The sequence below is a fragment of the Desulfarculus baarsii DSM 2075 genome (assembly GCF_000143965.1).
Classification (GTDB): Bacteria; Desulfobacterota; Desulfarculia; order Desulfarculales; family Desulfarculaceae; genus Desulfarculus; species Desulfarculus baarsii.
The window spans coordinates 2,477,143-2,501,593 of sequence record NC_014365.1 but is presented as its reverse complement, the minus strand read 5'-3'; the positions used below and the strand labels follow the sequence as shown (position 1 = coordinate 2,501,593).

Sequence of the window (24,451 nt, the reverse complement as noted above, 5' to 3'; positions counted from 1 at the left end):
AATCGCGACGGTTTGCCGCTAGAAATATTAGGCCTGGAGCAAAGGGCGCGGGTCAAGCCGCTAAATCTGGTTTTTTCGCCCGATTGCGCCGGCCCTGAAAAAACCTTGCGGATGTGGGTGATAAGGTTGCAAAGTAGTAGCTGACCAGTCAACATGGCCCGCGCTGTCGCGGGCGCGGCCATGTAACGCAATGACGCACTGGCCCATACGCCGGGCGCGGAAAGTCAAGGAGGGTATATATGAAAGCGGTATTTGTAAGAGGAGAGCGTTCATTGGGGCGTTTGGCGGGATCGGTCGTGTTGGGGCTGATCATGTGCTGGGCGGCCTTGGTCCCGGCCGAAGCCCTGGCCATGCCCGCGCTGGGCTGCGCTGAAAGGGAGGCCCAAAGCGTGGTGCACGCCACGGCCGTGGGTCTGGGGGCGCTGCTGCAGGGCCAAAGCGACGCCCAGGCCGGCGTGGAGTTGATCCGCAAATTCGTCGCGCCTATTCGTTTTTATCCTGACAATTCAGGCTACTTTTATGTTTATGACACCAATTGCGTTAATATAGCCCACGCCACCCAGCCCGATTTGCAGGGCAAGAATCTTTACGACCACCAGGACACCAAGGGCAAGTACGTCATCCGCGCCTTGGCCGAGGCGGCCAAAAAGGGCGGTGGATTTGTCGATTTCTATTGGGTGAAGCCTGGCGATAAGGGCGAGCACAAGAAAATCGGTTATGTCGAGCCCATCCCCGGCACCAACTACTTTATCGGCTCGGGCGTGTACCCGGGCAAGTGATTTGACCAAAGCGGCGGCGCCCGACGGAATCATCCATCGGGCGCTGTTTTTTTACCGTAAATCGTCGGCTGGCCGCCTCATTCAAAAGAAACGTTGATTGCCCAGGGGCGCGAATGCGAGGGAGTCGCTCAGGATTTCACCGAAGTAGTACTCCGCCGCGTTGAGCCTGCCGCGGATGACGTCGAATTCGGTGGTGTAGTTGGCCTGAGGTTCGGCGCGGGATAACGCCGCCAGGGTGGTATAGACAAACGTTACGTCTTTTTGCAGTGGAGCGTCATTGGTGGCCGTGTGGTGTCGGTCTTCGGCGGAGACCAGGGTTTCGGGGATGGTGATTTCTTCATCGGCCGGCAAGCCCATGAATTGCAATATCCGTTTGATCTGCGCAGGCCTGTTGTCATCGAAGAAGCTGTCGTAGTTGACGAACAACCGCTTTTGACCGCGCGTGGAAAATTCGATTTCCAGGTATGAACGCAGCCAGCTCATCACGGCGTAGGCGTCGATGATTTTGTTCCTGCTGACCAATGATTGCGCGCAAGCCTGAGGGCTGCGCACGCTGATAACCACCGACACGTTCGCGCCGGCCTGGGCCAGGGCCGAACGCCAAATGGGAAAAGTGCGCGACAATCGCGGGTCTTTGACCAACCTGGGCGCGTCGCCGCTTGGGTATTCGTTTTTCAAGAATTGAACGATCTGGTTTTGGAGATTCAGCAGTGGTTCTCCGCCGATGCGCTCGGTGCGCGGCCGACGGCAGTCGATCCAGTGCGAACCAATCATTTTCATGATTTCTTTGTTGATGCCGACCGCCGCCACCGGCTCCCAAAAACCTAGGCGATTATCGTTTTCGCGTGGCGGTATAAGTTTGGTTGGCAAAACGCCGCCAAATTCAGCCAGCAATCTTGTGAGCATTGATGTGCCAGACCTGTGCATTCCGGCAATCAAAATGACATTAAACGCGTCCATGATTCTCCAGGTGATGATCTGGCGCACCCGCTTGAACCGGCAACAATATGGCCCGTGGCGCGCGGCCAAGGTTGCCGGCCACGCAAGCGCGACTGGATGTAATTGACTCCGCACCTTCGATGCGACCAGCGTGAGCGTGACGGAAGGAAAAAAAGCTCATGTCAGACATCGCGGGGCTGGGCCGAGGTCACGCCATTTTCCCCTTGAAGTGGCGCAGATAGCTTTTGTACATCTCGCCGGCCAGGCGGCTTCGTTCTCTTTCAAGGCCGTTTTTGATGTCAGCGAGCGAAAATTTCACGCCGGTATTGTCCAGCACGGTTTTCGTCACGGAATCAATCACCATGACGACGTGGCTGTTGCCGTTAAAAAAATATTTGGGCAGCCTGACCCGAAAACCACAGTTGACCTCGCCCAGGCCGGCCTTGGCGATATCATGGCGCGGCGCGTCGGCGATGACTTCCGTCAGAAAGTTGCCGTCGATCATGATGACGAGCCTGCGGCCACCTTGACCCGTGGCCGCGTCCACCGCCCAGCCATTGATGAAACGGCCGTTCAGTTGCTTGTCGCAGGCGCCACGCACGACCGAATCCTTGTCGCACATCGCCAGGGTCACAACGCCGTTTTTGACCGGGGCGTCGGGATATTCGGCGACCCGTAGCGAAAAAATGGCCGGCGACTTGCGACAATCGACGACCGGCAAGGAGATAGCGAAGCCATAGTCGAACGGGGTGGGAATGACGTGGGCAAGATCGGGCCTGGGCCGGCAGCTTAAAACTTCCTGCAGCACTTCGCCGTCTCGGCATAGCTGCACGGTCAACCGTTCGCCGGGGTTGTGGACGTTATAGGCCCATCCGCGCAGCTTGCCATAGCGGATTTCGGTTTCCAACTTGCACGAAATAGCGCATGGCTGTGTTTGGCGGCCGGCCTCTTGGACGGCGGCGGAGTTGTTTTTCAAGCGGGCCTTGATGCGGCCCAAGATGGCGATTCCCATGATCGGCCCCCCGCGATCGACTTGGGCGGCGGTAGAAACATCCACTTGCGCCGTCGTCAGGATCGAAATACGCAAAAGTTTCGTAGGCGATAGGATTCTACCAAACACCAGCCGGGAGCAAAAGCGATATTTCTCGTGCGGGGCCGTGTCAAAGCTCGTGCTTGAATGAAAACATCAAAAGGCTGTCATCGGCGTACTGGCCATAGGTGCTGTCGTGGGGGCCGGTGAAAACGTTGATCGAGGCCTTCAACTGCAACTGGTCACTGTAAAACCAGGTGGCGGTCAGTTGATGAAAGGAGCTGGCGTCGCTGATCTGCCAGACGACGCCATAGGTCAACGCCAGATCGCCACCCCACAGGTCGTCCTTGGCCAGGGCCGCGCTAAGGCCATAGTCGCCGAAGTCGTCGGCCCGGGCCCCTTGGTCCAAGTATTGGCCATAGCCTTGGAGGTTGAGGCTGACGCCGTTGTTGAAGCGATAGTCCCAACCCAGCAGGCTCAGCACTCGCGCCGTGCGCTCGACGCCGCTGGCGTCGCCGATAACGTAATTGGGGCCGTAGTTCAGCTCCCAACGCCAGGTTGATTGATGCATGGCGCTCTGCACGGCCAGGCCCAACACGTCGCTTTTGCGATAACCTATGCGGATCTCGCTTTGATCGGCGCCCAACATCAGTGGGCTGTCCTGATAGCCATGGAAGTAGATCAGTTCCAGATCCAGCCAGTGGCTGAAGTGACACACGCGCAGGCCCAGCTCCGGGTCGTGGGCCGGGTCTTCGATCCGCGCGGGCAGGCCGCCCTGCGCCAATTGCTCTTGAAAAAAAGTGAACCACGGGCTGGTGTCACCGGGCAGGGATGTCACGGCCGGCTCGGGCAGAAACGAAACTTCGAACATCCAGTGCTCGGGTTGCCAGGCCGCCTGGGCCATCCAGACGGCTTTTTTGTTGGAGCTGCGGCTGCCTTCCTTGAGGGGGTTGGAAAGGTCCACGGGGTTGAGCAGGTCCAGGGCGCGCAGGCCGTCGGCGCTGCCCCAGGTGACCACCCGCTTGCCCAGGGTCATGGCCAGTTGACGATGCTGGGCCTGCCAATAGAGCTGGTCGATATCGGCGCGCCAGCCGTCCTCCGAGACATCGGCCGCCTCGTATTGCAGGTAGGCGCTGGCCCAAAATTGCCAGTTTTCCGCGCGCTTTTCGTAAGAGCCCTCCAAGCGCGGCTGCAACGAGATGGCTCGGTCGCGGGTCTGCTGCCAGCGACCCAGCAGGCAGGCCCGCCAGGGTTTGTTGTCCTGCATGTCGGCGAGCACTTCCGTGGCGTCCAGTTGGGCCAGGGGGTCGTCCTGGGCCGGTGGCAGGGCCAACTCCACCCCGCCGCCGCGCCCATCGGCCAGGGCCACGCCGGTCATGGCGCACAAGGCCGTCAACAGGGCCATGGCCAGAACCAACGGCCCTAAAGATTTGCGTCCGTTCATCAGCGCGACCTAGGACTCCTTGGCCTCCGGCCGCCGGGCCTTGGCGAACAACACGCCTTGCAGCAGACGCAGCATGGCCGGGGCCAAAAGCAGGTCGGCCAACAGGGCGTAGGTAAAGGCGGCCGCGGCCACGATGGCGAAATCGACGTAATCGCCGCTGCTGGAAAAGACAAACACCGAAAAGCCGAGCACCAGCACCAGGCTGGTGAAGAGCATCGCCCTTCCGGCCCGGATGATGGTCTGGCGCAGGGAATCCTCCACCGTCGCGCCCTGGCGCAGGCCGTGCAAGAAGCGGTGGAAGAAATGCACCGTGTCGTCCACCGACACGCCCAGGATCACCGGGGCCAGCACGGCCAGCGACAAGTGCAGGTCGATGCCCAGCACCCCCATCAGGCCAAAGGCGAACACCGCCGGCAGGACGTTTGGGACCATCGACAACAGCCCCAGCCAAACCGAACGCAGCAAGAGCATCAACATCAGCGTCACCGCGACAAAGGCCAGCGACAGGCTCATGGCCACGCTCAACGAGACGTAGTCGCACATGGCCGCCGACAGGGCGATGGAGCCCACCAGGTTGACCGCATAGCCGGCGGGCAGGTGCTCCTTGGCCCATTTTTCGGTATCGGCCATGATGGCGCGGATGGCCTGGGTGTCGAGGCTTTTGGTGCGCAGCGTCAGCCGGGCGGCGGAGGAATCGAACGAGACCAGGCTGTCTAGTTGGGCCCCGCCGCCGGTTTCATACAAAAACAGATACTCCGACACGGCGCGGTCGCTCTCGGGCAAGGCGTAATGGGCCGGATCGTCGCCGTGTAGGGCCTGACGCAGCTGTTTGATCACGTCCAACACCGAGCGGGTTTTCATGGCCAGGGGGTTTTCGTTCAGATGATTTTGCAGGCCTTCCAAGGCCTTGAGGGCCTCCAGGCTTTTGATTGAGTCGGGCTCCGGCCCTTGCAGCATCACCTCCAGCGACATCGTGCCGCCCATGCGGCCATCCACGGCCTCGTAGGCCCGGCGCAGGGGCTCGCCCTGCTTGAGGCTCTGGATGGTGCCGGTGTTGGGCGTCACCAGAACGATGAATGGGGCCACGGCCAGGGTGACCAGCAAGAACACGGCGATAACCGCCTTGGGTCGGCCAAGGGCCAGATCGGCGAGCTTTGTCAGGACAGCGTTGGGCTTGACGCGCGGGTCGTTGACGCGGCGCTTGCCGATCATCAGCAGGGCCGGGGCCATGGCCAGCGACAGGGCCATGGCGTAGAGCACGCCCAACGAGGCGTAAACGCCCATCTGCGACAGTGGCTTGATCGGCGTGACCCAAAACGACAGCAGGCCGGCCACGGTGGTGATCGAGGTGAAGATCACCGGGGTGGCGATGCGCTTCAAGGTTTTTTTCATGGCGCTGGTTTTGTCGCACGCGGCGGGCCAGCTTTGGTAGTCGCTGATGATGTGCAGCGAATCGCCCACCGAGACGCAGATCAAAAGCGTCGGCAGCAGGATCACCGCCAGCGTCAGCGGCCAGCCCAGCATGGCCACCGAGCCCAGGGCCCAGATCAGACTGATGAGCATCACTAGCACCGGAAAGATCACCCCGATCACGGAGCGGCTGAGCAGGGCCAGCAACACGGCCGCCACGGCCAGCGACAGCAGGCCGAACAGACTCGATTCTTCCGCCCCGATGCGGTCGAACTCGGCGGCGATCACCGGCCCGCCCACGGCCAGCACGTCCAGGTCGTCGAACTCGGCCAGGATTTCCCGCAAGGCCGGCCAGACGCTGGTGCGGGCCGAATGGTCGTTTTCGGGAAAAGGCTCCAACTCCACCAGCAGGGCCGTGGCCTTGGCGTCGCGACTGAGCAGGTCGCCGACGATGGCCGGGTTGGCCAGGGCTTTTCGCACGCCGGCGTCCAGTTGGGCCTGATCGCGGGGCGGCTTGGCGAAAAGCGGCTCGATGAGCACGCCGTCGGGCAGGTTGCGCATCACCTCCACGTTGCCCAGCCAGAGCACGCGTTTGAGGTGAGGCGCGCGTTTTTCCACCTGCCCCGCCAAACTGGCCAGCCGCTGGTAGGTGGCCAGGCTCAGGGGCTTGTCGCCATCGATCAACAGGTAGACGAACTCTTCGTTGCCAAAGGTGGCCTGGAAACGTTCCAACAGCGCCCGCGCCGGGTCGTCTTCCTTGAAGAAGCTCTTGTTGGAGTTGTCCATGGTCAGCTTGGGCAAGAACGAAAAGAACAAGGCGCTCAGGGCCAGGCAGATCAAAACCGAACCCCAGCGCACCCATGGACTGGTCGGGTTGAACATGATCGATCCTTTCGCGCCGTTTGGCCGTGGCGAGCCGCGCCGCCGGCGATCGGCCAGGCCCGGCCGTGACGAAAAATCTCCGCCCCGGCCAGGCGCGGCCAGCGATGTTGCCTTGTCAGAACTCCAGTTGCAGGGTGACGCCGAAGGTCAGCGGGTCGCCGTAGGCCCCCACCACCGTGTCGCCCCACATCAGGCCGTTGCGGATGTATTCCTGATCAAAGATATTTTTGCCCCAGAGGTAGACCTTCCACCAATCGGCCTCCAGGCCCAGGGTGGCGTTGACCAGGGAGTAGGGGTCTTCCTCGTGCTTGTTGGCCAAGTCCCAATAGGTTTTGCCGATATAGGAATAGTTGGCGCGGGCCACCAGGAATTTTTCGCGCAGCACCTCCCGGCGGTATTGCAGGCCGATCATGCCGGTGATGTCGGGCACCTTGGGCACGGTGTTGTCGGCGTAGTCCAGGTCGCCGTCTTTGTAATCGGTCATCACCGCGTCGACGTAGCCGATGGAGGCGTCGGCGCTCAGGCCGGGCAGCAGGTTCAGGCGCAGGCCCAGCTCGCCGCCGATGTTGCGGGCCTTGCCGGCGTTGGAGACGTATTGAAAGCCGCCCAGGCCGGTGGTGCTGACCTGGAGGTCTTGGATGTCCATGTAGAACATGGATAAATCCACGTAGCCCCAGCCGCCGGGCAGTTGGTATTTGAGGCCCAGTTCATAGTTGGTGGCCGTTTCCGGGTCGTAGTCGTGCATCTTGTCGGTCTGGGCCAGGCTGGTGATGCCGCCGGCCCGGCTGCCCTGGGAGACCAGGCCGTAGACGGTGAGGTTGCAGGCGAAATCATAGGCCAGCTTGAGCTTGCCCATGAGATGGGTGTAGTCGCTGGAAACATCACCGGATTGCTCGTCGAGCTTGAAGCCCATCAACTCGTAGTAGCGCGTGGAGTCCATCTCGTCTTTGTAGTATTGGCCGCGCACGCCGCCGCCCAAGCGCCAGCCCGAATCAAAGGCGTATTCCACGTCGCCAAACAACGCCGCGCCCTGGTTGACGCCGCCTCCGGTGGTGATCATGTCCATTTCCATTTCCACGCCGCCGGGCCCGATGTGATAAAACGAGTCAAAGTTCAGGTCGTTGTGAAAATAGTAAGCGCCGGTCAGCCACTTCCAGGGCGAGGAGTCATCGTTGGAGACCAGGCGCAGCTCTTGGGTGAACTGCTTCTGTTTCAGCTCGAAGTCGGCGTAGCCGGTGCGATTGCTCCAAAAATCCGGGTCGCCCAGGGTTGTTTCCTTGCCGTCGCGGAAGGCGGTGATGGAAACGATCTCGGCAAAGTCGAGCTGGTGGTTGAGCCGCAGGCTGTAGGCGGTCATGTCGCGGTTTTCGTGGCCGTCGACGTCGGTGTTGACCTTGCTGGAGTCCCAGTTGGGCCCGGCGATGGCCAGGGGGATCATGTCTTGCGCGCCGTCGCGGACATGATAATTCTCGATGGTCAGAAGGGCCGAGGTGGCCGGGCCGATGTCCCAGAGCAGCTTGCCGCGCACATTCATTTCGTCGGCGTCGGCGGCGGTGTTGCCCAGGTAGACGTTGTCGTGATAGCCGTCCTGCTTGAGGTATGACGCCGCCAGGCGCACGGCGAGCTTGTCCTGGATCAGCGGGGCGTTGATCACGGCGTTGCCCATGTATTTGTCATAGTTGCCAACTTCGCCCAAGACCTTTCCCGAGAGCTTGTGCTCGGGGTCTTTGGTCTTGATCACCAGCACGCCGGCCTCGGCGTTGCGGCCGTAAAGCGTGCCCTGGGGCCCGCGCAGCAACTCGATGCGGTCCAGGTCAAAGAAATAGGCCGACGACAGCAGGCTGGAGAGTGGGTCGATCAGCGTCACGTCATCGAGGTAGACGCCCACGCCCGATGGCGTCATCGGCACGGTCTGGCCCACCACGCCACGCACGGAGATGAAGCTGTTGGTGTGGCCGCCGGCGCTCTGCACGTGGAAGTTGGCCAGGCGGCCCTCCAGATCGTGGACCGACTCGATGCGCTCGACCTCCACGTCCTCGTCGGTGATCAACGACACGCTGGCGTCGACCTCCTGCAAGCTCTCTTGCCGCTTGCCGGCGGTGACGACGATCGAATCCAAGGTGGCGACGCCTTGCTTGTCCGTCGTGGCCGTTTCGTCGGCCAGGGCCAGCGCCGGCCCGCCCAAGGCCAGAACCAAGCCCAAGGCCGCGTGAGCCAGCCTTTTGACCAGCTGTTTCATTAGTTTGCTCTCCCCTGATTGATGGAAAATTTGTGGTTGCGTCATATTGGCCATGCCGCGCCACGGCCCGCCCACGACCCGCGCGCTGATATTGCGGCGCGCTGCCCGCCGGCCCGAAGGCGCTGGGCAACGCGGCAAAAGGGCTCAACGACGCCAAATGCGCTTGAAACATAATTTGATTTTTATTATCATGTCAAACGAATTAAATAAAATTTGGCCACACAAATCAAATTCAGCCGCGCGGCCCGGCGGCCCGCGGCCCAGGCGGAGCCTGAAAGGCGCATGGGGAATGAACGCGAAACGGTTGTGGGCGATGATGTTATGCTGCGCCGGCCTCTTGACGGGCATGGCGGTCGGCGCGGCGGCCGGGGAACTGACCGGCCGGCAAATCATGGAAAACGTCGACAAGGCCACCAAGGCCAGCGACACTTCGCAGATCATCAGCATCGTGGTGGAGCGGGGCGATCAGAAACTCAGCCGCCGGGTGCGCGGCTTGAACAAGAAGACGCCCTGGGGCGAAAAGGACTTGATGACTTTCGAACTGCCAGAGGACGTCAAGAACATCAAATACCTGACCTGGAATTACACCGATCCGGCCCAGCGTGACGACATGTGGGTCTACATGCCCAGCGAGAAGCTGGTGCGGCGCATCAGCGGCGGGGGCATGAAATCGGTGTTCATGCGCAGTGATCTCTACAACGAGGATATGAAAACCGTTAACCTCGACGACGACGATTACGAGCTGTTGCGCAACGAAAAATGCGGCGAGGCCACCTGCCACGTGGTGCAACGCGTCAAAAAAGATCAGTCTGACACCAATTACGCCCGCCGCGTGGTCTGGGTGCGCGAAGACATCTGGCAGCCGGTGAAGGTGGAGTATTTCGACAAGAAAAACCGTTTGGTCAAGACGGCGCACATGGGCGGATTCCAGAATGTACAGATATAGTATTTACCTGACACTGCCGCCCCTGGCGGGGTGATTTTTAGGCGGCCTTTTGGGACGCCTTTTCCTTGGGCTTCTTACGCCCGGGCAGGCCCTCCAGGAAAGCCTGACTCGGCGTCCTGCCGTTCATGTTCCGGCCCTGGTGCGCCCGCTCATGGTTGTAATGGCGCAGATACTCATCCAAGTCGGCCTGCATCTCATCCAAGGTTTCATACCATTTCTGACGGCCCTTGATCCGGAAATGCTCGTCCAAGAGCGTCCGGTGAAGCCGTTCCACGAAGCCATTGCTCTGAGGCCGACGCACCCTGGTGGTGCGGTGTTCGATCCCCTCAAGCTGCAGAAACAGCTCATACGGATGCTGGTCTGGCCGGCCGCAAAACTCTCGCCCATTGTCCGAAAGCACCGTCTCAATCACCGCGTCGTGGGCCTCAAAGCACGGCAGCACTTCCTCGTTGAGCACATGCACCGCCGTGACCGGAAGCTTGCTGGTGTACAGGCGACCCCAGGCGTGGCGGCTGTGGCAGTCGATGACCGATTGTAGATACACCTTGCCCACGCCCTTGAGCGCGCCAACGAAAAACGTGTCCACCGCCACCAGGGCCCCGGTGTGCCGGGCCTCGATGTGGCGGTCGCGAAACTCCGGGCTGAAGCGCTCCAAAGCCCGAATCTGCTCGTCGCTGAGTTGAATGTCCTGGGCGCGAACCGATTGCTCGAGACGCAAAAGACGCTCGTGCCGCGTGAGCATCTCGTGGCGACTCCACACGCCTCGCACGCCGCCGGAACTCACTTGCACGCCGCGAAGGGCCAATTGCTGCGACACGCGAAGCGCTCCGTGGGTCGGATACTCCAGGCTGTAAGCCATGATCGCCGCCTCAACCTCCGCTTCCACACGATTGGGATGCGGCCCCTTGGGGCCGGGCAAACGGTCCACAAGGCCCTGTGCGCCGTAGGTCTGGAAATTGCGCCGAATCTCGTAAAACTGCTGCCGCGAGTAGCCCATCAGTTTGCAGGCCCGGCTGACGTTGCTCAATTCCCCAGCAAGCTCTAGCAGACTCAGCTTCCTTCGTGCTACCTTCTTCTCCGTGGTCATGTTGCCCTCCTGTGTTGAGGTTTGTTCGAGTTTCGCAACTACAAACCTACCCCAACCAAGGGCGGCATGACCACTTCCTCTACGTGGTCGACTGTCAGGTCATTACTAGATCAGCACATCCAGAACATTCAGGGTTATTGGACCAGGACCAAGATGTTGGTCACGCCGACGCATGGCCAGTCACGCACGATCCTGCTTTTTTCCGAAATTCAGTACGACCTGGGCCTGGCCGACGAACTGTTCGAGCACGCCGAGTTGACCAAGTAGTCGGGCGCGGCGACAAGACAAAAGGGGCTGGGCCTCGGGGCCCGACCCCTTTTTTGCGTTGGTGTCCCCGGCCCGAATCGAACGGGCGGCCTACGGCTTAGGAGTGGGCATGATAGAAGCTAAGTAGTTGAAATCATTAGGGCCGCCTTCCGGGGCGGCCCATCTTTTTTGCACCCGTTTGCACCCCAGGCGCACCCAAATGTCACACTTTGCATAGCGACACCAGATGGTCAAAACATGTTGCTGTGACGTTTCACACCTCGGGCAACCGGGCGGCGCTTTCGCTTGCTTTTTTGCGAGACTCGCAATCGCTCGCAATCGCTCGTTGACAACAAACAATATGTAGTGTACATTTTGCTACAATTGGAAAACGTGTGCGAGAGACTGATCGAGGCCGTGGCGGATGCTGCGGCCTTTTTGCGTTTTGCCCAAAAAAGGAGGTTTTCCGTGGACCTAGAGTTGCTCACCGAAGGCGAGGCCGCCGAGGTTTTGAGGCTTAGCCCGGCCACCTTGGCGACTTGGCGAAGCCGGGGCGGCGGCCCGGCTTTTGTCGGCCTGGGCGGGCGCGTCGTCTACGAGCGCGCCGCGCTGGTCGAGTTCGTCCAGCGCAACCGGCGGGCCATGACGAAGGGCGCGGCCATGCGCGAGTTCGAGGCCATCACCGGCCGCTGACCGCCTGACACCACAACCTTTTGCGAAACGCCGTCTCGGGCAACCGGGCGGCGTTTTCTGTTTTGGAGGCGCGAAGGATGCTTGCATCTGAACGGGCTTGGCTGCGGGCCAGGTCGGCCGCTGAACTGGCCGACGTTAGCTTGCGCACCATGCGGAGCTGGCTGGCGGCTGGGCTTCCGCATAGCCGCGTGGCTGGCGGCGCGGTGTTGATCAAGCGGGAGGCCCTGGATGCTTGGCTGGCCGGCCACGCGGTTGACCACCAGCGGACGGACAAAATTGTCAACGAAGTCCTGGCCGGGCTGGGCCGAAAATGAACGGGGCCTTTGGTGCGCCAACACCAGCGGCCCCACAGATCAAAAAGAAAGGATAACAATATGATAGCCGAACGCTGGGCAAAAGTCAAGCGTTTTTTTGGCCGCCTGCGCCGCCGGTGGCTGGAGCGGGCCGTCGATCGGCCCTTTGACCGCCAGGCCAGCCTGGCCTTGGATCGGCTGCTGGTCAAGGAGGGCGAGCGATGATTGAGGCCGCGCAAAGATACGCCAGCCTGGGCTGGGCGGCGATCCCCGTGGGCGCGGACAAGCGCCCCCTTCGCCCGTGGGCCGAATACCAGACCCGCCGGCCCGAGGCCGGCGCGCTCGCCGACTGGTTTGGCAAACCCGGCGCGATGGTAGGTATTGTGACGGGAAAGGTTAGCAACCTACTGGTCATTGACGCCGACAATTCCGAGGCGATTAGTCGTGTTGAGGCCCTTTTGCCCGATGGGCTGGAGATGCCCATTGCCACCACGCCACGGGGGCGACATTACTACTTTGCCCACCGCGAGGGTATGAAAAACGCCGTGGGCGTCATGCCCGCCGTGGACGTGCGCGCCGAGGGCGGATACGTCGTGGCCCCGCCGGGGCCAGGCCGTGAATGGCTGGTCGCCCCCTGGGATTGCGCACCACCGGAATTACCGGCGCAACTCGAAGACGTGGTGAGGGCCAGGGCGAAGGAAAGGCAGATTGCCAGCCTGAAGCAGGGCGATGTTGCGCCAGACCCCGTTCGCGCAAATTTGCGCGAACGGGAAAAGGGCCGCGACTCCCGTTCCCGCTACGGGCGACACGCCCTGGCCGATGAACTGACAAAAATCGCACTGGCTGGCCAGGGGGCGAGAAACCGGCAAATCAACGATTCTTCCTTCGCCCTCGGCCAGCTGATCGGGGCCGGCCTGCTGGCCGAGGATGGAGTCAGGGCCGCTTTGATCGGGGCCGGCCTGGCCCTGGGACTCGGCCAGCGCGAAGTGGCGGCCACGGTGGCGTCGGGGCTGGCCGCCGGGATCAGGGACCCCCGAAATGTGGACAATGTCCACACCTGTGGACAGGTGTGGACAGGTGTGGACACCCGTGGACACGTGTGGACACCTGGGGACACGTGTGGACAGGATACGGCCCAGCGTGGACGGGGTGATTCCGTTAGATTCGGCGGAAACCTTGCGGCTGAAATCCGCGAATGGGTAGCAAATTCAACAGGTTCGTTCACGACGGCCGACGTTGACCGGGAGTTCGGACTAGTCGATCGGCGCGACCGAAAAAACCGGTCGATGGTCCTGACACGCCTTATAGAAGAAAAGAAGATTAAGAGAGATCCCCGCCAGGCGGGGCGGTTCCATATTTTGGCTAGCCATTTGGAGTTCGTTGACCTGGCCAGCACAGACGGCCAGCCATTTGGGCTGGCATTGCCCCTGGGCCTTGACCAGATGGTGAGCCTCCCCCCCAAGTCGATCGTTGTGCTGGCCGGCCAGACCAATGCAGGAAAAACGGCCCTGGCGCTCAACATCCTGCGCGACAACATCGGCCGCCAGGAGTTGCTTTATTGCATGTCGGAGATGGGGCCACAAGAGTATCGCCAGCGCGTTGGGGCTTTCGGCGACCCCCTTGACCATTGGCGAGCCGTCCGCGCCGCGTCTCTCGCCAGCGGCTTTGACGACGCCATCGCCGCCCACAACCGCGACGGGTTGACCGTCGTCGACTACCTTGAGGAGCGGGACGGCGAATACTTCAAGATTGCTTCCGATATTAGGGGCGTCTATGACGCGCTGGGCAACGGCGTTGCATTCGTCTGCCTGCAAAAAAAAACCGGCGCAACCTTTGGGCGCGGCGGCGAGGCGACGGCTGAGAAAAGCCGCCTTTACATGGCACTGGACGTGCTAACTCACGCCCGAGGCCGCACAGTGTGCGCCCTGAAAATTGTCAAAGCCAAAGCCTACCCCGGCCGCAACCCAAACGGTCTGGAGCGGCACTTTGTGATACACCACGGCTGGCGCTTGGAGCCCGTATCTGATTGGGTGCGACTGGACGACCGCGAGCGGGCCGCCTACGCCACGAAGTACGAGGCGACACTCGGGAGGGCCGCGTAATGTCTGACTGGCCATACTCAACATCTCGCTGGCGGCGCTTGCGGCTTCAGGTGCTCCGAAGCGAACCATTGTGCCGGGAGTGTCGGCGGGCCGGGAAGGTCGTCGCCGCAACCGACGTCGATCACATCAAGCCTGTTGCCGATGGGGGAATGCCCTGGGATTGCAATAACTTGCAACCGCTCTGTCACTCGTGCCACAGCAAAAAGACCAACCGCGAGGACGGCGGCGGCTGGCGACGCAAGCATGATCGGGCCGTTGACCCTGCCACCGGCTGGCCGATGGACCCCAAGCACTGGTGGGCGAACGGTGGGGAAAAATCTTCAGGAGCTGAGAACCACGGACCGGTGTGCCCCATCGCAGAAGAGAGTTAGTTAGCATGGGCCGACGTGGACCAAAAGCCGGGCCGCTGAAAACGGCCGACACGCCCCGCGAAATTGGCGCGCATTGCTTTCTTTGGGAGCGGCCGGGGCTGAGCCGGGCGGCCCGCGTCATTATTTTCGTGGAAAGCTTGCCCATCACCAGCGGCATGCACGCTGGCCGGCGCTTCCGGCTGCGGCCCTGGCAAAAGAAGATAGTCAAGGCGCTCTACCGGACGCGGGGCGGCCGGCGCGTGGTGCGCAAGGCCTTGCTTACCCTGCCCCGCAAAAACGGCAAGACGGCCCTGGCGGCGGCCCTGGCCCTGGCGCACCTGATCGGGCCAGAAGCGGAACAGCGCGGCCAGGTCTACAGCGCGGCGGCCGACAGAGGCCAAGCGTCAATCATCTTCGCGGAAATGGAAGCGGTGATCGGCGCTGTTCCCGAGTTCGCGGCGCGGTGCAACGTCCAGCGGTTCCGAAAGGCCATCGAGGACGACGTAACCGGTTCCGTCTACCATGCGCTGTCGTCCGACGACCGCAAGGCCCATGGCTTATCCCCATCGTTCGTGGTCTACGACGAATTGGCCCAAGCGCGGACCCGGCATTTGTTTGACAACCTGGACACGGGCGCGGGCGCTAGGCGCGAGCCGCTCATGGTGGTCATTTCCACGCAATCCAGCGACCACCACCACGTTATGAGCGAACTTGTCGAATACGGCCGCAAGGTGCTGGACGGCGTGATCGAGGACGAAACGTTTTTGCCGATCATCTACGCCGCGCCGCCGGACGCGGACCCCTGGAGCGAGGAAGTTTGGCGGGCCTGCAACCCGGCGCTTGGCGACTTCCGGTCGCTCGAGGAAATGCGCCAGTTCGCGGCGCAAGCCAAGCGCATTCCAGCCAAAGAGACCGTGTTCCGCGCCCTTTATCTTAACCAGCCGGTGGAGGTGGACGGCCGGTTCATCGCCCAAGCCGACTGGGAAGCTTGCCGGGGCGAAGTTGACCCCGAGGCTTTGCGCGGCCGGCCATGCTGGGCCGGGCTGGACCTGGGTTCCACCACGGACCTGACGGCGCTGGTGCTCTACTTCCCCGAGGACGGCGGCGCGGTGTTGCCCTTCTTTTGGGTTCCGGCCGAAAACCTGGATGAGCGCGAGGACGACGACCGCGTGCCATATCGGACCTGGGCCAGCCAAGGCTTGATCGAAACCACGCCTGGCCGGGCCATCGACCGACGGGCCATCGCCATGCGCCTTGCCGAGGTGGCTTCCAGGTTCGACCTGAAAGGCGTGGCCTACGACAGGTGGCGAATCGAAGACCTGAAGGTGATCCTGGCGGATGAGGGCATCGAGTTGCCGTTGACCCCGTGGGGCCAGGGCTTCAAGGACATGGCCCCGGCGGTTGACTTGCTGGAAGCTGGCATCCTGCAACGCCAAATAGCCCATGGCGGGCATCCTGTTTTGACGTGGTGCGCCTCGAACGTTGTGATCGAAACGGACCCGGCGGGCGGGCGCAAGATAAGCAAGTCGCGGTCACGGGAAAAAGTTGACGGCACCGTGGCGCTGACCATGGCCATGGGCTTGCACGCGCGGGCCGAGGTTCCGGCGGCCCCCCCTGCATGGCTGGAACGAGGCCTGCTTGCCGTGTAAATCTTAAATTATAACCCCAAAACGACAGAGCCGCAAGACGGCCGGCGGGCGCAAGCCTGGCCGGCTTTTGTTTTCAGAACAAGGAGATGAGATGGCGACAACGGAAAGCCGAACAATGAGCCTGGAATTGGGCCGGAAGGCGGATGAGGAAGCGCGGTGCATCGGCGCGAGCCTTTCCAGCGAAGCGCCCGTGGCCCGGCGCGGTGGTGACGAGATTCTGGAGCACACGCCCGAGGCGGTGGACCTGAGCCGCGCTCCCCTGCCCCTGCTGGAAGGCCATGACGCCAGCCGCGTCAACATCGGCGTGGTTGAGGACTTGCGCCTGGCCGGCGGGAAGCTTCGCGGCGTGCTGCGCTTCGGCGCAACGGGGCGGGCCAAAGAGCTTTGGGAGGACGTGAAGGCCGGCATCGTGCGCGGAATCTCCATCGGTTACGAGGTGCTCGAAACCCGGAATCAGCCTGGAGGGTATCGCGTGGTGCGGTGGCGGCCGCTGGAAGTCAGTTTGGTTGCCGTGCCGGCGGATGGGACCGTTGGTATTGGCCGTGGTTACAACTATTTGGAAGGAATGAAGAAAATGGACAAGAACGACATGCTGCAACGACAGGCCCAGTTGGCCGACGAAATCGAAACCCTGGCCGCCCGCGACTCGCTGACGCCTGATGAGGGCGTGGTTTTTGCTCGCCTGCGCGAAGAGGCCGACACACTTACCCGCCGCATGGAGATGCTGGACGCGGCCGCCAAGCTGCGCCCGGCCGCCGACAAACCCCGGCCGCGTATCGTGGTGGAAGATCGGGCGGCCGCCAGCGAGAGCCACGGATTCCGGGGGCTTGGCGAATTCGTCCGCGCCGTCATGGGCGGCCGTGACGAGCGGCTCCAGACTCGCGCCATGAACAGCGTCTCGGGCGTGGACGGCGGCTTCCTGATTCCCCAGGCCTATGGCGCGCCCATCCTGGACATGGCCCTGGAGCAAAGCATCCTGGCCAGCCGGTGCAAGGTGTACCGGACCAACGCGGCCAGCCTGACCGTGCCGGCCATCTCCGACTCTGACCATTCGGCCGATCGTGGCGGGCTGGTGGCCACCTGGACCGCCGAGGGGGCCGAAATGACCCCGGACGACATTCAGGTTCGGGCCATGACCTTCAATCCCCACAAGCTGACTCTGCTTTTGAAGGCCACGCGCGAATTTATGGAGGATGCGCCCAACGCCGAGGCCTTCATCCGCGAGACGTTGGCCGCCGAAATCCGGTGGGCCATCGACCACAATTGCATCCTGGCCGGCAATGGCGTTGGCAAGCCGTTGGCCATTTTCAACTCTGACGCCCTGGCCACCGTGGCCAAGGAGTCGGCCCAGAGCAACGACACCTTCCTTTGGGAAAACGCCGTCAACATGGCCGCCAAGCTGGCCCCGGCCGCCGAAGGCAAGGCCGTCTGGCTTATGTCGCCTTCGCTCAAGGGCCAGGTCTACACCATGGCCCAGACCGTGGGGACCGGCGGAAGCAACGTCTGGTCCGACGTGTCCACCGGTGGCAAGGGCCAGAACCTGCTTGGCCATCCCATCATCTGGAGCGAGCACACCAGCGTGCTGGGCGACAAGGGCGACGTGATGCTGGTCAACCCCAGCGCCTACGCCTTGTGCATCCGCTCGGAATTGCGCCTCGAGGCCAGCCGCGACATTTACTTCACCAGCGACCACGTGGCCTTCCGGGCCACCGTGCGCCTTGACGGCATGCCCATCAAAAACGGCCTGCTGACCCTGGCCGACGGCGTGACCGAGGTTGCCGACTTCGTGACCTTGGCCGCCCGCTAAATCGTGGAAGGGGCCGCCTTTCGGGGCGGCCCCGCCCTGGAGGATGAACCATGGGTTTGTTGCAGAAGCTGGGCATGCGGCGCTACAAGGCTGAGTCGCCCACGTCCACGTGGCTACGCGGTGAGAGCTTCGAGGGCTACTCGGAAAACATGGCCCTGGGCATTCCGACGGTATATGCATGCGTTCGCGTGCTGTCGGAAACCATCGCGGCCATGCCTTTGGACCTGTACCGCAAGCGGGCCGACGGCGGGCGCGAGCGGGCCGACGATCATGTTTTGCAAGACCTGATGCGCCACCGGCCAAATACCTACCAGACCGGCGGCGAATTCCGCGAGTTCTTGATGGTCTGCTTGTGTCTGCGCGGCAACGCCTTTGTGTTTGTCGAGCGCCAGGCCGGCCAGGTGGTGGCCCTGTGGCCTTTGCGGCCCGATTGTGTGGCGGTCGAACCCCAGCCGGACAACAGCATCCTCTACCGCTACGCCGACGAAAAGCGGGCCGTGGTCTACGGCCAGGACGAGGTGTTGCACATTCGCGGCTTATCCACCGACGGCGTTGTCGGCGTCTCGCCAATTGCCACCTTGCGCCGGGCAATGGAGTTGCCTCACGTGCTGGGGGCCTACACCACGGCTTTGTTCCGGCAACAGGCGCGGCCGTCTGGCGTGCTCAAGACTGACCGCGACGTTACGCCAGAGGCGGCGGCGCGCCTGCGCGATGATTGGGAACGGCGCTTCAGCGGCCCGGCCGGCGCGGGGCGGACCGTTATTCTGGACGGCGGGCTTTCCTACGAGCAGATCGGCCTAAGCTCCGAGGACGCGGAAACCCTGGCCACGTGGAAATGGTCGCTTGAGGAAATTGCCCGATGCTTCCGCGTGCCCGTCCACCTGCTGGGCCATTTGGACCGCATGAGCTTCAATAATGTTGAACAGCTTGCCCACGAATTTTTGACTCTGAGCTTGACGCCTTGGCTGACCCGCCTTGAGGCCCGGTTCAACTTGCAGTTGCTCACCGAAGGCGAGCGGGCGGCCGGCCTTTACTTTGAGCACAACGCGGCCAACCTTTTGCGGGCCGGAACGCTTGAGCGCTTCCAAAGCTACCAGATTGCCCGCCAGGCGGGCGTCATGACCGCCAACGAGATTCGCCAACGCGAGAATTTGCCCCGGCATCCAGAGGGCGACTCGCTGAACGTTTTGTAAGCCGGGATTCTCCCAACGGCGGGCGGCGGCGTCGTTCAAGTGGTCCTCCCTTTCCCGGCTGGTGCTTCCATGGGGCAAACAAGGGCCACAACCGCCGCATTTAAACAAAACTGGTGACGTTAATCATGAGTATATGCTGTGAGGCTTCCAAATTGACACGTAGAGCGACGATCGGCGTTTGGCCGCTGTCAAACCATTGCCGAGGAAAGATCGTGGCTTGTGGTGGCTATTTGGAAGTCGGCCCAGGCCAGCTTGGCCGGCGCAACCTGAACGACATGCAACGGGCGCAACTGGCGTTGCAACTCGAAGACGTGGTGAGGGCCAGGGCGAAGGAAAGGCAAGCGACCAGCGGGCCGGGCGCGCTTGGCGCAAAACCGCTTCAGGCAAATTTGCCTGAAGCGGTCGGCCGTCAATCCCGCGACGAACTTGCGGCCCAGGGCGAGAATAGGTTCCGGCAAATTTGCCGGAACCTATTGGCCAAGGAAAGGCAAGGCACGCGAACAGACCTTCAGGCAAATTTGCCTGAAGGTGTTGGCCGTCAATCCCGCGACGAACTTGCGGCCGAAACGTGGTAAAATAAATTGCCGACATATCGGCGGCGATTCGCAAAACAAGGAGGGCCTATGGGAGTGACAGTCAGAGAAAAGGTCAAAGGAAGCGGCGCGTGGTGGGTTTTCGTCAACCACGACGGCAAGCGCAAGTCAAAGTTGGTGGGCGACAAAAAGGCCGCCAAGGAAGCGGCGCGCAAGATCGAGGCCGCGTTGGCGTCTGGTAAGTTCATCGTCGAAGATGAGGCCATGCCGACGTTCGGCGAACTCGCCAAGGAATGGATTGCCTTGACCGTGCCGGCCACCTGCAAGGCCAGCACGTTGAAGGACTACCAACGATTGTTGGCGAACCATATCTTGCGCCGTTTTGGCTCAAAGCCCGTGGACCAAATCACGCGCTTGATGATCAAGGATTTTCTGTTGCAGAAAGGGAAATCTGGCCTGGCTGGTTCGACGGTGCGGCACATGCTGAACGTGATCTCGGGCGTGATGACCCGCGCCGTTGAAGCCGGCTACATCGCCCACAACCCCGGCCAGCGAATGGGGCGGGGCGTTATCAGGATCAAGGACCGCAAAGCCGACATAGAGCCGCTAACCACGCAAGAGCTTGACCATCTGCTTGAGGTGGTCAGGGACAGGTTCCCTAATGCGTTCCCCATGATTTTGACGCTGGCCAGAACGGGCATGCGTCTTGGCGAGGCGCGGGGCCTGGAATGGGGAGATATTGACTTCCGGGGCGGCTTCATCATGATCCGGCGCGGCGTGAGCCGCGAACGAATGGAAACGCCGAAGTCGGGCAAGGGGCGGCGGGTTGACATGAGTCGCCAGCTTGCCGCCGTGCTGCTTGACCTACGAGCGCGGCGCAAACGCGAGGCCCTGGCCAAAGGCTGGGGAAAGGTGCCGGACAGGGTTTTTCTCAGCGCTGAAGGCAAGCCCGTCCACGATTACCACTTTCGCAATCGGATTTGGTACAAGGCCCTTGAGTATGCCGGCTTGCGCCGTGTCCGCATTCACGACCTGCGCCATACCTTCGCCAGTTTGTTGATTCAAAACGGCGAAAGTCTGGCCTACGTCAGGGACCAACTTGGGCATTGCAGCATCAGTTTAACGGTTGACACCTACGGTCACTTGGCCCCGGACGGCAACCGTAACGCTGTGGATAAACTGGATAATCACAGCCTTACGCCCAGCCTTTTCACGCACCCCGCCGCACCCTATACGCACCCTGACCCAATGCAAAAGGGGCCAGCCGAAGCTAACCCCTTGTAATCGTTGGTGTCCCCGGCCCGAATCGAACGGGCGGCCTACGGCTTAGGAGGCCGTCGCTCTATCCTACTGAGCTACGAGGACGTTGGCGGCAAACCTAGCACAATCGGCGCGCCGTGCCAAGGCCTTGGCCGGGGCAAATTGCGCGGGCGGCCATTATCCCCGGGCCGACGCGGCGCGTGGGCCGGCCGCTCATTGCGGCAGGTCGTCAAAGGAGACGGTGCGGTTTTTGCCGCTGGCCTTGGCCGCGTAGAGGGCTTGATCGGCCCGGCCGACCAACGCTTCAAGGTTGTCGCCGGCCCCGGCCAGGCTGGCCGCGCCGATGCTGACGGTGACGCTCAGCGGCCGGAAGCCGCCGGGATTGAAGCGCGTCTGTTCGAAGGCGTCACGAATGCGTTCGGCCACCTTGAGGGCGTCGGCGTTGGAGCTGTCTGGCAGCACGACCATGAACTCCTCGCCGCCATAACGGCAGGCCGTGTCGCGGGCGCGGACGCCCTGGCAGATGGCCGCGGCCAAGCCCACCAGCACCTTGTCGCCCTCGGGATGACCGAAGGTGTCATTGAAGGCCTTGAAGTCATCGACGTCGAGCATCAAGAGCGAAAGCGGCCGCGCCTGTTCTTGATGTTCGGCCAGTATGCGCCGCAGATGTTCGAAGGCGTGCCGCCGGTTGTAGAGTCCGGTTAGGCCGTCTCGCCTGGCCAACTCCATGAAATGGCTGCGCGACTTGGCCAAATCGGCGCGTTCGCTCTGCAGGCTGCGGATGCGGTCGGCCAAGGCGAAGGACAAAAGCACTGCATCCAGCACCGCGCCCAACGGCAGCATGTAGACCGTCAGCGGGGTTCGCGGTATGACGACGCCACCCAGGCTGAACAGGCACACGCCCAGCATGAAGCCGCCCCAGGCGATGACCAGGTAAAGCGCCGGCCGATAACCGCGGCGCAGATAGTCGCTGGCCAAGCATAGGAACAGCAGCCCGATGATCAGGGCGACGAGGTTGAGGACGCGGTTGCTGGCGTTGTGGTCGTCCCACAGCGCCGGTGACAGCGACAGGCAGATGATGAGCACGGCCAGCTTGGTGAGGATGTCCCAGGCCGGCGATGTGGCGCGGATGCTGAGGAAGGCGCGCACGAACAGTATGCCGGCGATCAGGCCAAAGGCCGACAGGATCAGGTAGGTGGATGGACCCATGATCGTCGCGGCGTGGGGTAAAAAGGCGATGTGCCCGTAGACCGAGGCCAGGTAGCAGATGATGGAAAAATCATAGGCGACGTAGAAAAGATAGACTTTGTCGCGCAGGGAGAGGAACAGGATCAGGTTGTAGAGGCCCATGGCCAGCAGCGCGCCGTAAATGGCGCCGAAGGCCATGTTGTCGTAAAAGGTGGCGCTGAGGAAATCGGCGGTGCGCCAGCAGACCAGCTTCGTGTTGATCGACACCAATGATTTGATGCGAAAGTAGATGCGAGTCTCTGGCGGCGTGTCCGGCGTGATGGCAAAGATCGGGCAGCGGAAGGCGATGGGCCGCTGGTCGACGGGCACGAACTCGCCGCCGGCGACCTTGCGCCAGCGCGGCGGGGCGTTGGGCCTTTGGGTGATCGGGAAGTAGACGTCGATGTGGCTGAGGGCCGGCTTGGTGAACTCCAGCAGGTCGAAGGCTCGCCCTGGGGCGGCGGGCGGGATTTTCAGCCGGCCCCACCAGGCCGAGTCGGAAAAGCCGATCTCGATGCGGTCGCCTTCGATCGGCCGAAAGGCGGCCTGACTGGCTGGCGCGAGGGCCTGCGCCAGGCCCATGCGGCCCCCGGGGTCTTCCAGCAACTCCACCATCGCCGAAACGTTTTGCCCACCAAAGAATTCCGCCGAGGCCTCGGCGGCCGCAACGGCGGGGCAGTGCGCCGCCAGCGCCAGAAACAACGAAATGGTTAGCCAGTGTTTGCACGGCATGGGAAGCTCACCGCTTCACCTGGCCCGAACCAGGCGTTGACGGACACTTGGCTGATCAGCAGCAACGGATTTATGACTCAATCCAGGGCGGTTGCCCGCCATTTTCGCCAGCCGGGCCGAAAGGACGATCCGCGGTGCCCTTTGGCCAAAATTGTTGTATGATCGAATGAAGCAATGATTGCACAATCGTGTGATCGCCCGCGCGGACGATCCGGTTGCCGGCCGTGTCGATCCAAGGCCCGGGCGACCATTTGCATATTGGGCCAACTCAATCCTTTTGTGGAGGATAAAATCATGTCTTCCGTCTCCAAGGCCGATTTTGAAAAAGCGCTGTCGGTGGGCCGCCCGCCCAACGTGGTCAAGCTCTTTCCCAACTCCCGCGCGCTGATCGTCAGTGGCAAGGCCGTCGATCGGGCCATGCTCGCCAAGGGCAAGGCCATGACCATCGCCGCCAACGGCCGCAGCCGCCTGGTCATCCGCGGCGCGCTGCTGGCGGCCCAAAAGGCCAACGCCGCCATCATCATCGAGATCGCCAAATCCGAGGGCGGAGCCTCGGCCTACTGCGCGGTCAATTATTGGAACATCGCGCTGCTGGTCGACCAACTCATGAACGAACTGGGCATAACCGTGCCCGTGGCCGTCCACGCCGACCACTACGGCATCAAGGGCGACAAGGACGTCACCAAGGCCCAGGTGGAGATCCCCACCATGTTCGAGGCGGGGCTGACCTCCATCGCCATCGACGCCTCCCACCTGCCCGACGACAAGAATCTCCTGGCCAGCATCGCCCTCAACCCGCTGGTGCCCAAGTGGGCCGGGCTGGAGACAGAAGTCGGTGAAATAAAAGGCAAAGAGGGCATGTCCACCCCCGACGAAGCCTTGTTTCTGATCCGCGGCCTCAACGCCAACGGCATCTTCCCCGACTGGATCGCCCTCAACAACGGCACCGCCCACGGCATTCAGACTTCCGAGCAGGGCATCCAGGTCGATCTGACCAAATCGATCCACGACGCCCTGGCGCCCTACAACGTTTCCGGGGCCCAGCACGGCACCAGCGGCAACAACTCCGACCGCCTGCGCGAGATCGCCAGCCTCACCAACACCACCAAGGCCAACGTGGCCACGGCCCTGCAAATGATCTCGTGGGGCGTGGAGGTAGACGACTACGGCAACGCCGCCCTCGACGCCGACGGCAACTTCAAAAAGCTCGCCGGGGCCGGCGTGAGCGACGAACTCTGGGCCGAGATGTTGGCCTACGCCGCCGACAAGGGCTGGAAGGGCGGCAACTTCAAGAGCCTCAACCTGCCCTTCGAGAACAAGATCCTCTCGCAGCCGCTGGCGGTGCGCCAACGCATGGCTCAGGCGGTGGAGGACTTCGTCTACAATCTGCTGGCCAACGTCTTCAACGCCACCGACACCGCGCCCCTGGCCGTGGAGGCCCTGCTGCGGGCCGGCACGTACGACCTGGGGCCCAAGGCCACGCGCATCGAGGAGCCGGCTCAGTGGACGCCGGCGGCGATCGAGCAAAAGGCCAAGAGCGTGGTGGGAAACAAGGGCCCGGCGGGCAACTTCGACGACTGATCTGGATCGTTTTCGCGAAAAACAACGGC

General features: G+C 62.2%; 21 protein-coding genes and 1 tRNA gene. 14 read left to right on the top strand and 8 right to left on the bottom strand.

Annotated features, from left to right (window positions below; genetic code table 11):
- Positions 1–296: 296 nt before the first annotated feature.
- Positions 297–779 carry a cache domain-containing protein gene (locus tag DEBA_RS11240; protein ID WP_245528516.1) on the top strand — a complete coding sequence of 161 codons (483 nt, stop codon included), beginning with the start codon at positions 297–299 and terminating at the stop codon, positions 777–779.
- An 81-nt stretch (positions 780–860) separates the two neighbouring features.
- On the opposite strand, the gene DEBA_RS11235 is transcribed toward DEBA_RS11240, so the two are convergent.
- The 5 genes from DEBA_RS11235 to DEBA_RS11215 form a co-directional block, all read right to left on the bottom strand.
- Positions 861–1,766: a sulfotransferase family protein gene (locus tag DEBA_RS11235; protein WP_148227852.1), complete on the bottom strand. Its 906-nt coding sequence runs from the start codon at positions 1,764–1,766 to the stop codon at positions 861–863.
- Between the two features lie 160 nt (positions 1,767–1,926).
- Positions 1,927–2,730: a hypothetical protein gene (locus tag DEBA_RS11230; RefSeq protein WP_013259053.1), complete on the bottom strand. Its 804-nt coding sequence runs from the start codon at positions 2,728–2,730 to the stop codon at positions 1,927–1,929.
- A 148-nt stretch (positions 2,731–2,878) separates the two neighbouring features.
- A complete protein-coding gene (locus DEBA_RS11225) occupies positions 2,879–4,192 on the bottom strand; it encodes a hypothetical protein (protein ID WP_013259052.1) in 1,314 nt (437 codons plus the stop codon).
- Between the two features lie 9 nt (positions 4,193–4,201).
- Entirely contained in the window at positions 4,202–6,484 is a 2,283-nt protein-coding gene (locus DEBA_RS11220; RefSeq protein WP_013259051.1) for an efflux RND transporter permease subunit, read from the bottom strand.
- Between the two features lie 115 nt (positions 6,485–6,599).
- Entirely contained in the window at positions 6,600–8,723 is a 2,124-nt protein-coding gene (locus DEBA_RS11215; protein ID WP_013259050.1) for a TonB-dependent receptor, read from the bottom strand.
- A gap of 289 nt (positions 8,724–9,012) precedes the next feature.
- On the opposite strand from DEBA_RS11215, the gene DEBA_RS11210 reads away from it, so the two are divergent.
- On the top strand, positions 9,013–9,669 hold the full coding sequence (locus DEBA_RS11210; RefSeq protein ID WP_013259049.1) for an outer membrane lipoprotein-sorting protein: 657 nt from the start codon (positions 9,013–9,015) through the stop codon (positions 9,667–9,669).
- Between the two features lie 37 nt (positions 9,670–9,706).
- On the opposite strand, the gene DEBA_RS11205 is transcribed toward DEBA_RS11210, so the two are convergent.
- On the bottom strand, positions 9,707–10,756 hold the full coding sequence (locus DEBA_RS11205; protein WP_013257321.1) for an IS481 family transposase: 1,050 nt from the start codon (positions 10,754–10,756) through the stop codon (positions 9,707–9,709).
- A 66-nt stretch (positions 10,757–10,822) separates the two neighbouring features.
- On the opposite strand from DEBA_RS11205, the gene DEBA_RS19095 reads away from it, so the two are divergent.
- The 11 genes from DEBA_RS19095 to DEBA_RS11160 all read left to right on the top strand — a co-directional run bounded on the left by DEBA_RS19095 (position 10,823) and on the right by DEBA_RS11160 (position 20,906).
- Positions 10,823–11,023, top strand: a complete 201-nt coding sequence (locus DEBA_RS19095; RefSeq protein ID WP_187288550.1) for an outer membrane lipoprotein-sorting protein — start codon at positions 10,823–10,825, stop codon at positions 11,021–11,023.
- Positions 11,024–11,470: 447 nt separating this feature from the next.
- The gene (locus DEBA_RS11200; RefSeq protein WP_013259048.1) at positions 11,471–11,695 is read left to right on the top strand and encodes a helix-turn-helix domain-containing protein; all 225 of its coding nucleotides are present in this window, start codon (positions 11,471–11,473) and stop codon (positions 11,693–11,695) included.
- Between the two features lie 77 nt (positions 11,696–11,772).
- Positions 11,773–12,009 carry a helix-turn-helix domain-containing protein gene (locus DEBA_RS11195; RefSeq protein ID WP_013259047.1) on the top strand — a complete coding sequence of 79 codons (237 nt, stop codon included), beginning with the start codon at positions 11,773–11,775 and terminating at the stop codon, positions 12,007–12,009.
- Between the two features lie 60 nt (positions 12,010–12,069).
- Complete coding sequence (locus DEBA_RS18435) at positions 12,070–12,213, top strand: hypothetical protein (protein WP_013258539.1); 144 nt, start codon at positions 12,070–12,072, stop codon at positions 12,211–12,213.
- Positions 12,210–14,090: a bifunctional DNA primase/polymerase gene (locus DEBA_RS17150; protein WP_013259046.1), complete on the top strand. Its 1,881-nt coding sequence runs from the start codon at positions 12,210–12,212 to the stop codon at positions 14,088–14,090. The genes DEBA_RS18435 and DEBA_RS17150 overlap by 4 nt, the downstream gene beginning before the upstream one ends.
- The gene (locus DEBA_RS17805) at positions 14,090–14,461 is read left to right on the top strand and encodes an HNH endonuclease (RefSeq protein ID WP_013259045.1); all 372 of its coding nucleotides are present in this window, start codon (positions 14,090–14,092) and stop codon (positions 14,459–14,461) included. The genes DEBA_RS17150 and DEBA_RS17805 overlap by 1 nt, the downstream gene beginning before the upstream one ends.
- A gap of 5 nt (positions 14,462–14,466) precedes the next feature.
- On the top strand, positions 14,467–16,089 hold the full coding sequence (locus DEBA_RS11180; protein WP_013259044.1) for a terminase large subunit: 1,623 nt from the start codon (positions 14,467–14,469) through the stop codon (positions 16,087–16,089).
- 115 nt (positions 16,090–16,204) lie between these two features.
- Positions 16,205–17,896 (top strand): phage major capsid protein, encoded by a 1,692-nt coding sequence (locus DEBA_RS11175; protein ID WP_043814340.1) that lies wholly within the window; start codon positions 16,205–16,207, stop codon positions 17,894–17,896.
- 50 nt (positions 17,897–17,946) lie between these two features.
- Positions 17,947–19,089, top strand: coding sequence for a phage portal protein (locus tag DEBA_RS11170; RefSeq protein WP_013259042.1), 1,143 nt, complete (start codon positions 17,947–17,949; stop codon positions 19,087–19,089).
- Between the two features lie 212 nt (positions 19,090–19,301).
- Positions 19,302–19,664 carry a hypothetical protein gene (locus DEBA_RS18165; RefSeq protein ID WP_187288549.1) on the top strand — a complete coding sequence of 121 codons (363 nt, stop codon included), beginning with the start codon at positions 19,302–19,304 and terminating at the stop codon, positions 19,662–19,664.
- Between the two features lie 48 nt (positions 19,665–19,712).
- Positions 19,713–20,906, top strand: a complete 1,194-nt coding sequence (locus DEBA_RS11160) for a tyrosine-type recombinase/integrase (protein ID WP_013259041.1) — start codon at positions 19,713–19,715, stop codon at positions 20,904–20,906.
- Positions 20,907–20,910: 4 nt separating this feature from the next.
- Here DEBA_RS11160 and DEBA_RS11155 read toward each other — a convergent pair.
- Both DEBA_RS11155 and DEBA_RS11150 read right to left on the bottom strand, forming a co-directional pair.
- Positions 20,911–20,987, bottom strand: a tRNA-Arg gene (locus tag DEBA_RS11155).
- Positions 20,988–21,095: 108 nt separating this feature from the next.
- On the bottom strand, positions 21,096–22,841 hold the full coding sequence (locus DEBA_RS11150) for a sensor domain-containing diguanylate cyclase (protein WP_013259040.1): 1,746 nt from the start codon (positions 22,839–22,841) through the stop codon (positions 21,096–21,098).
- Between the two features lie 294 nt (positions 22,842–23,135).
- On the opposite strand from DEBA_RS11150, the gene DEBA_RS11145 reads away from it, so the two are divergent.
- Positions 23,136–24,422, top strand: a complete 1,287-nt coding sequence (locus tag DEBA_RS11145) for a class II fructose-bisphosphate aldolase (RefSeq protein WP_013259039.1) — start codon at positions 23,136–23,138, stop codon at positions 24,420–24,422.
- Positions 24,423–24,451: the final 29 nt, after the last annotated feature.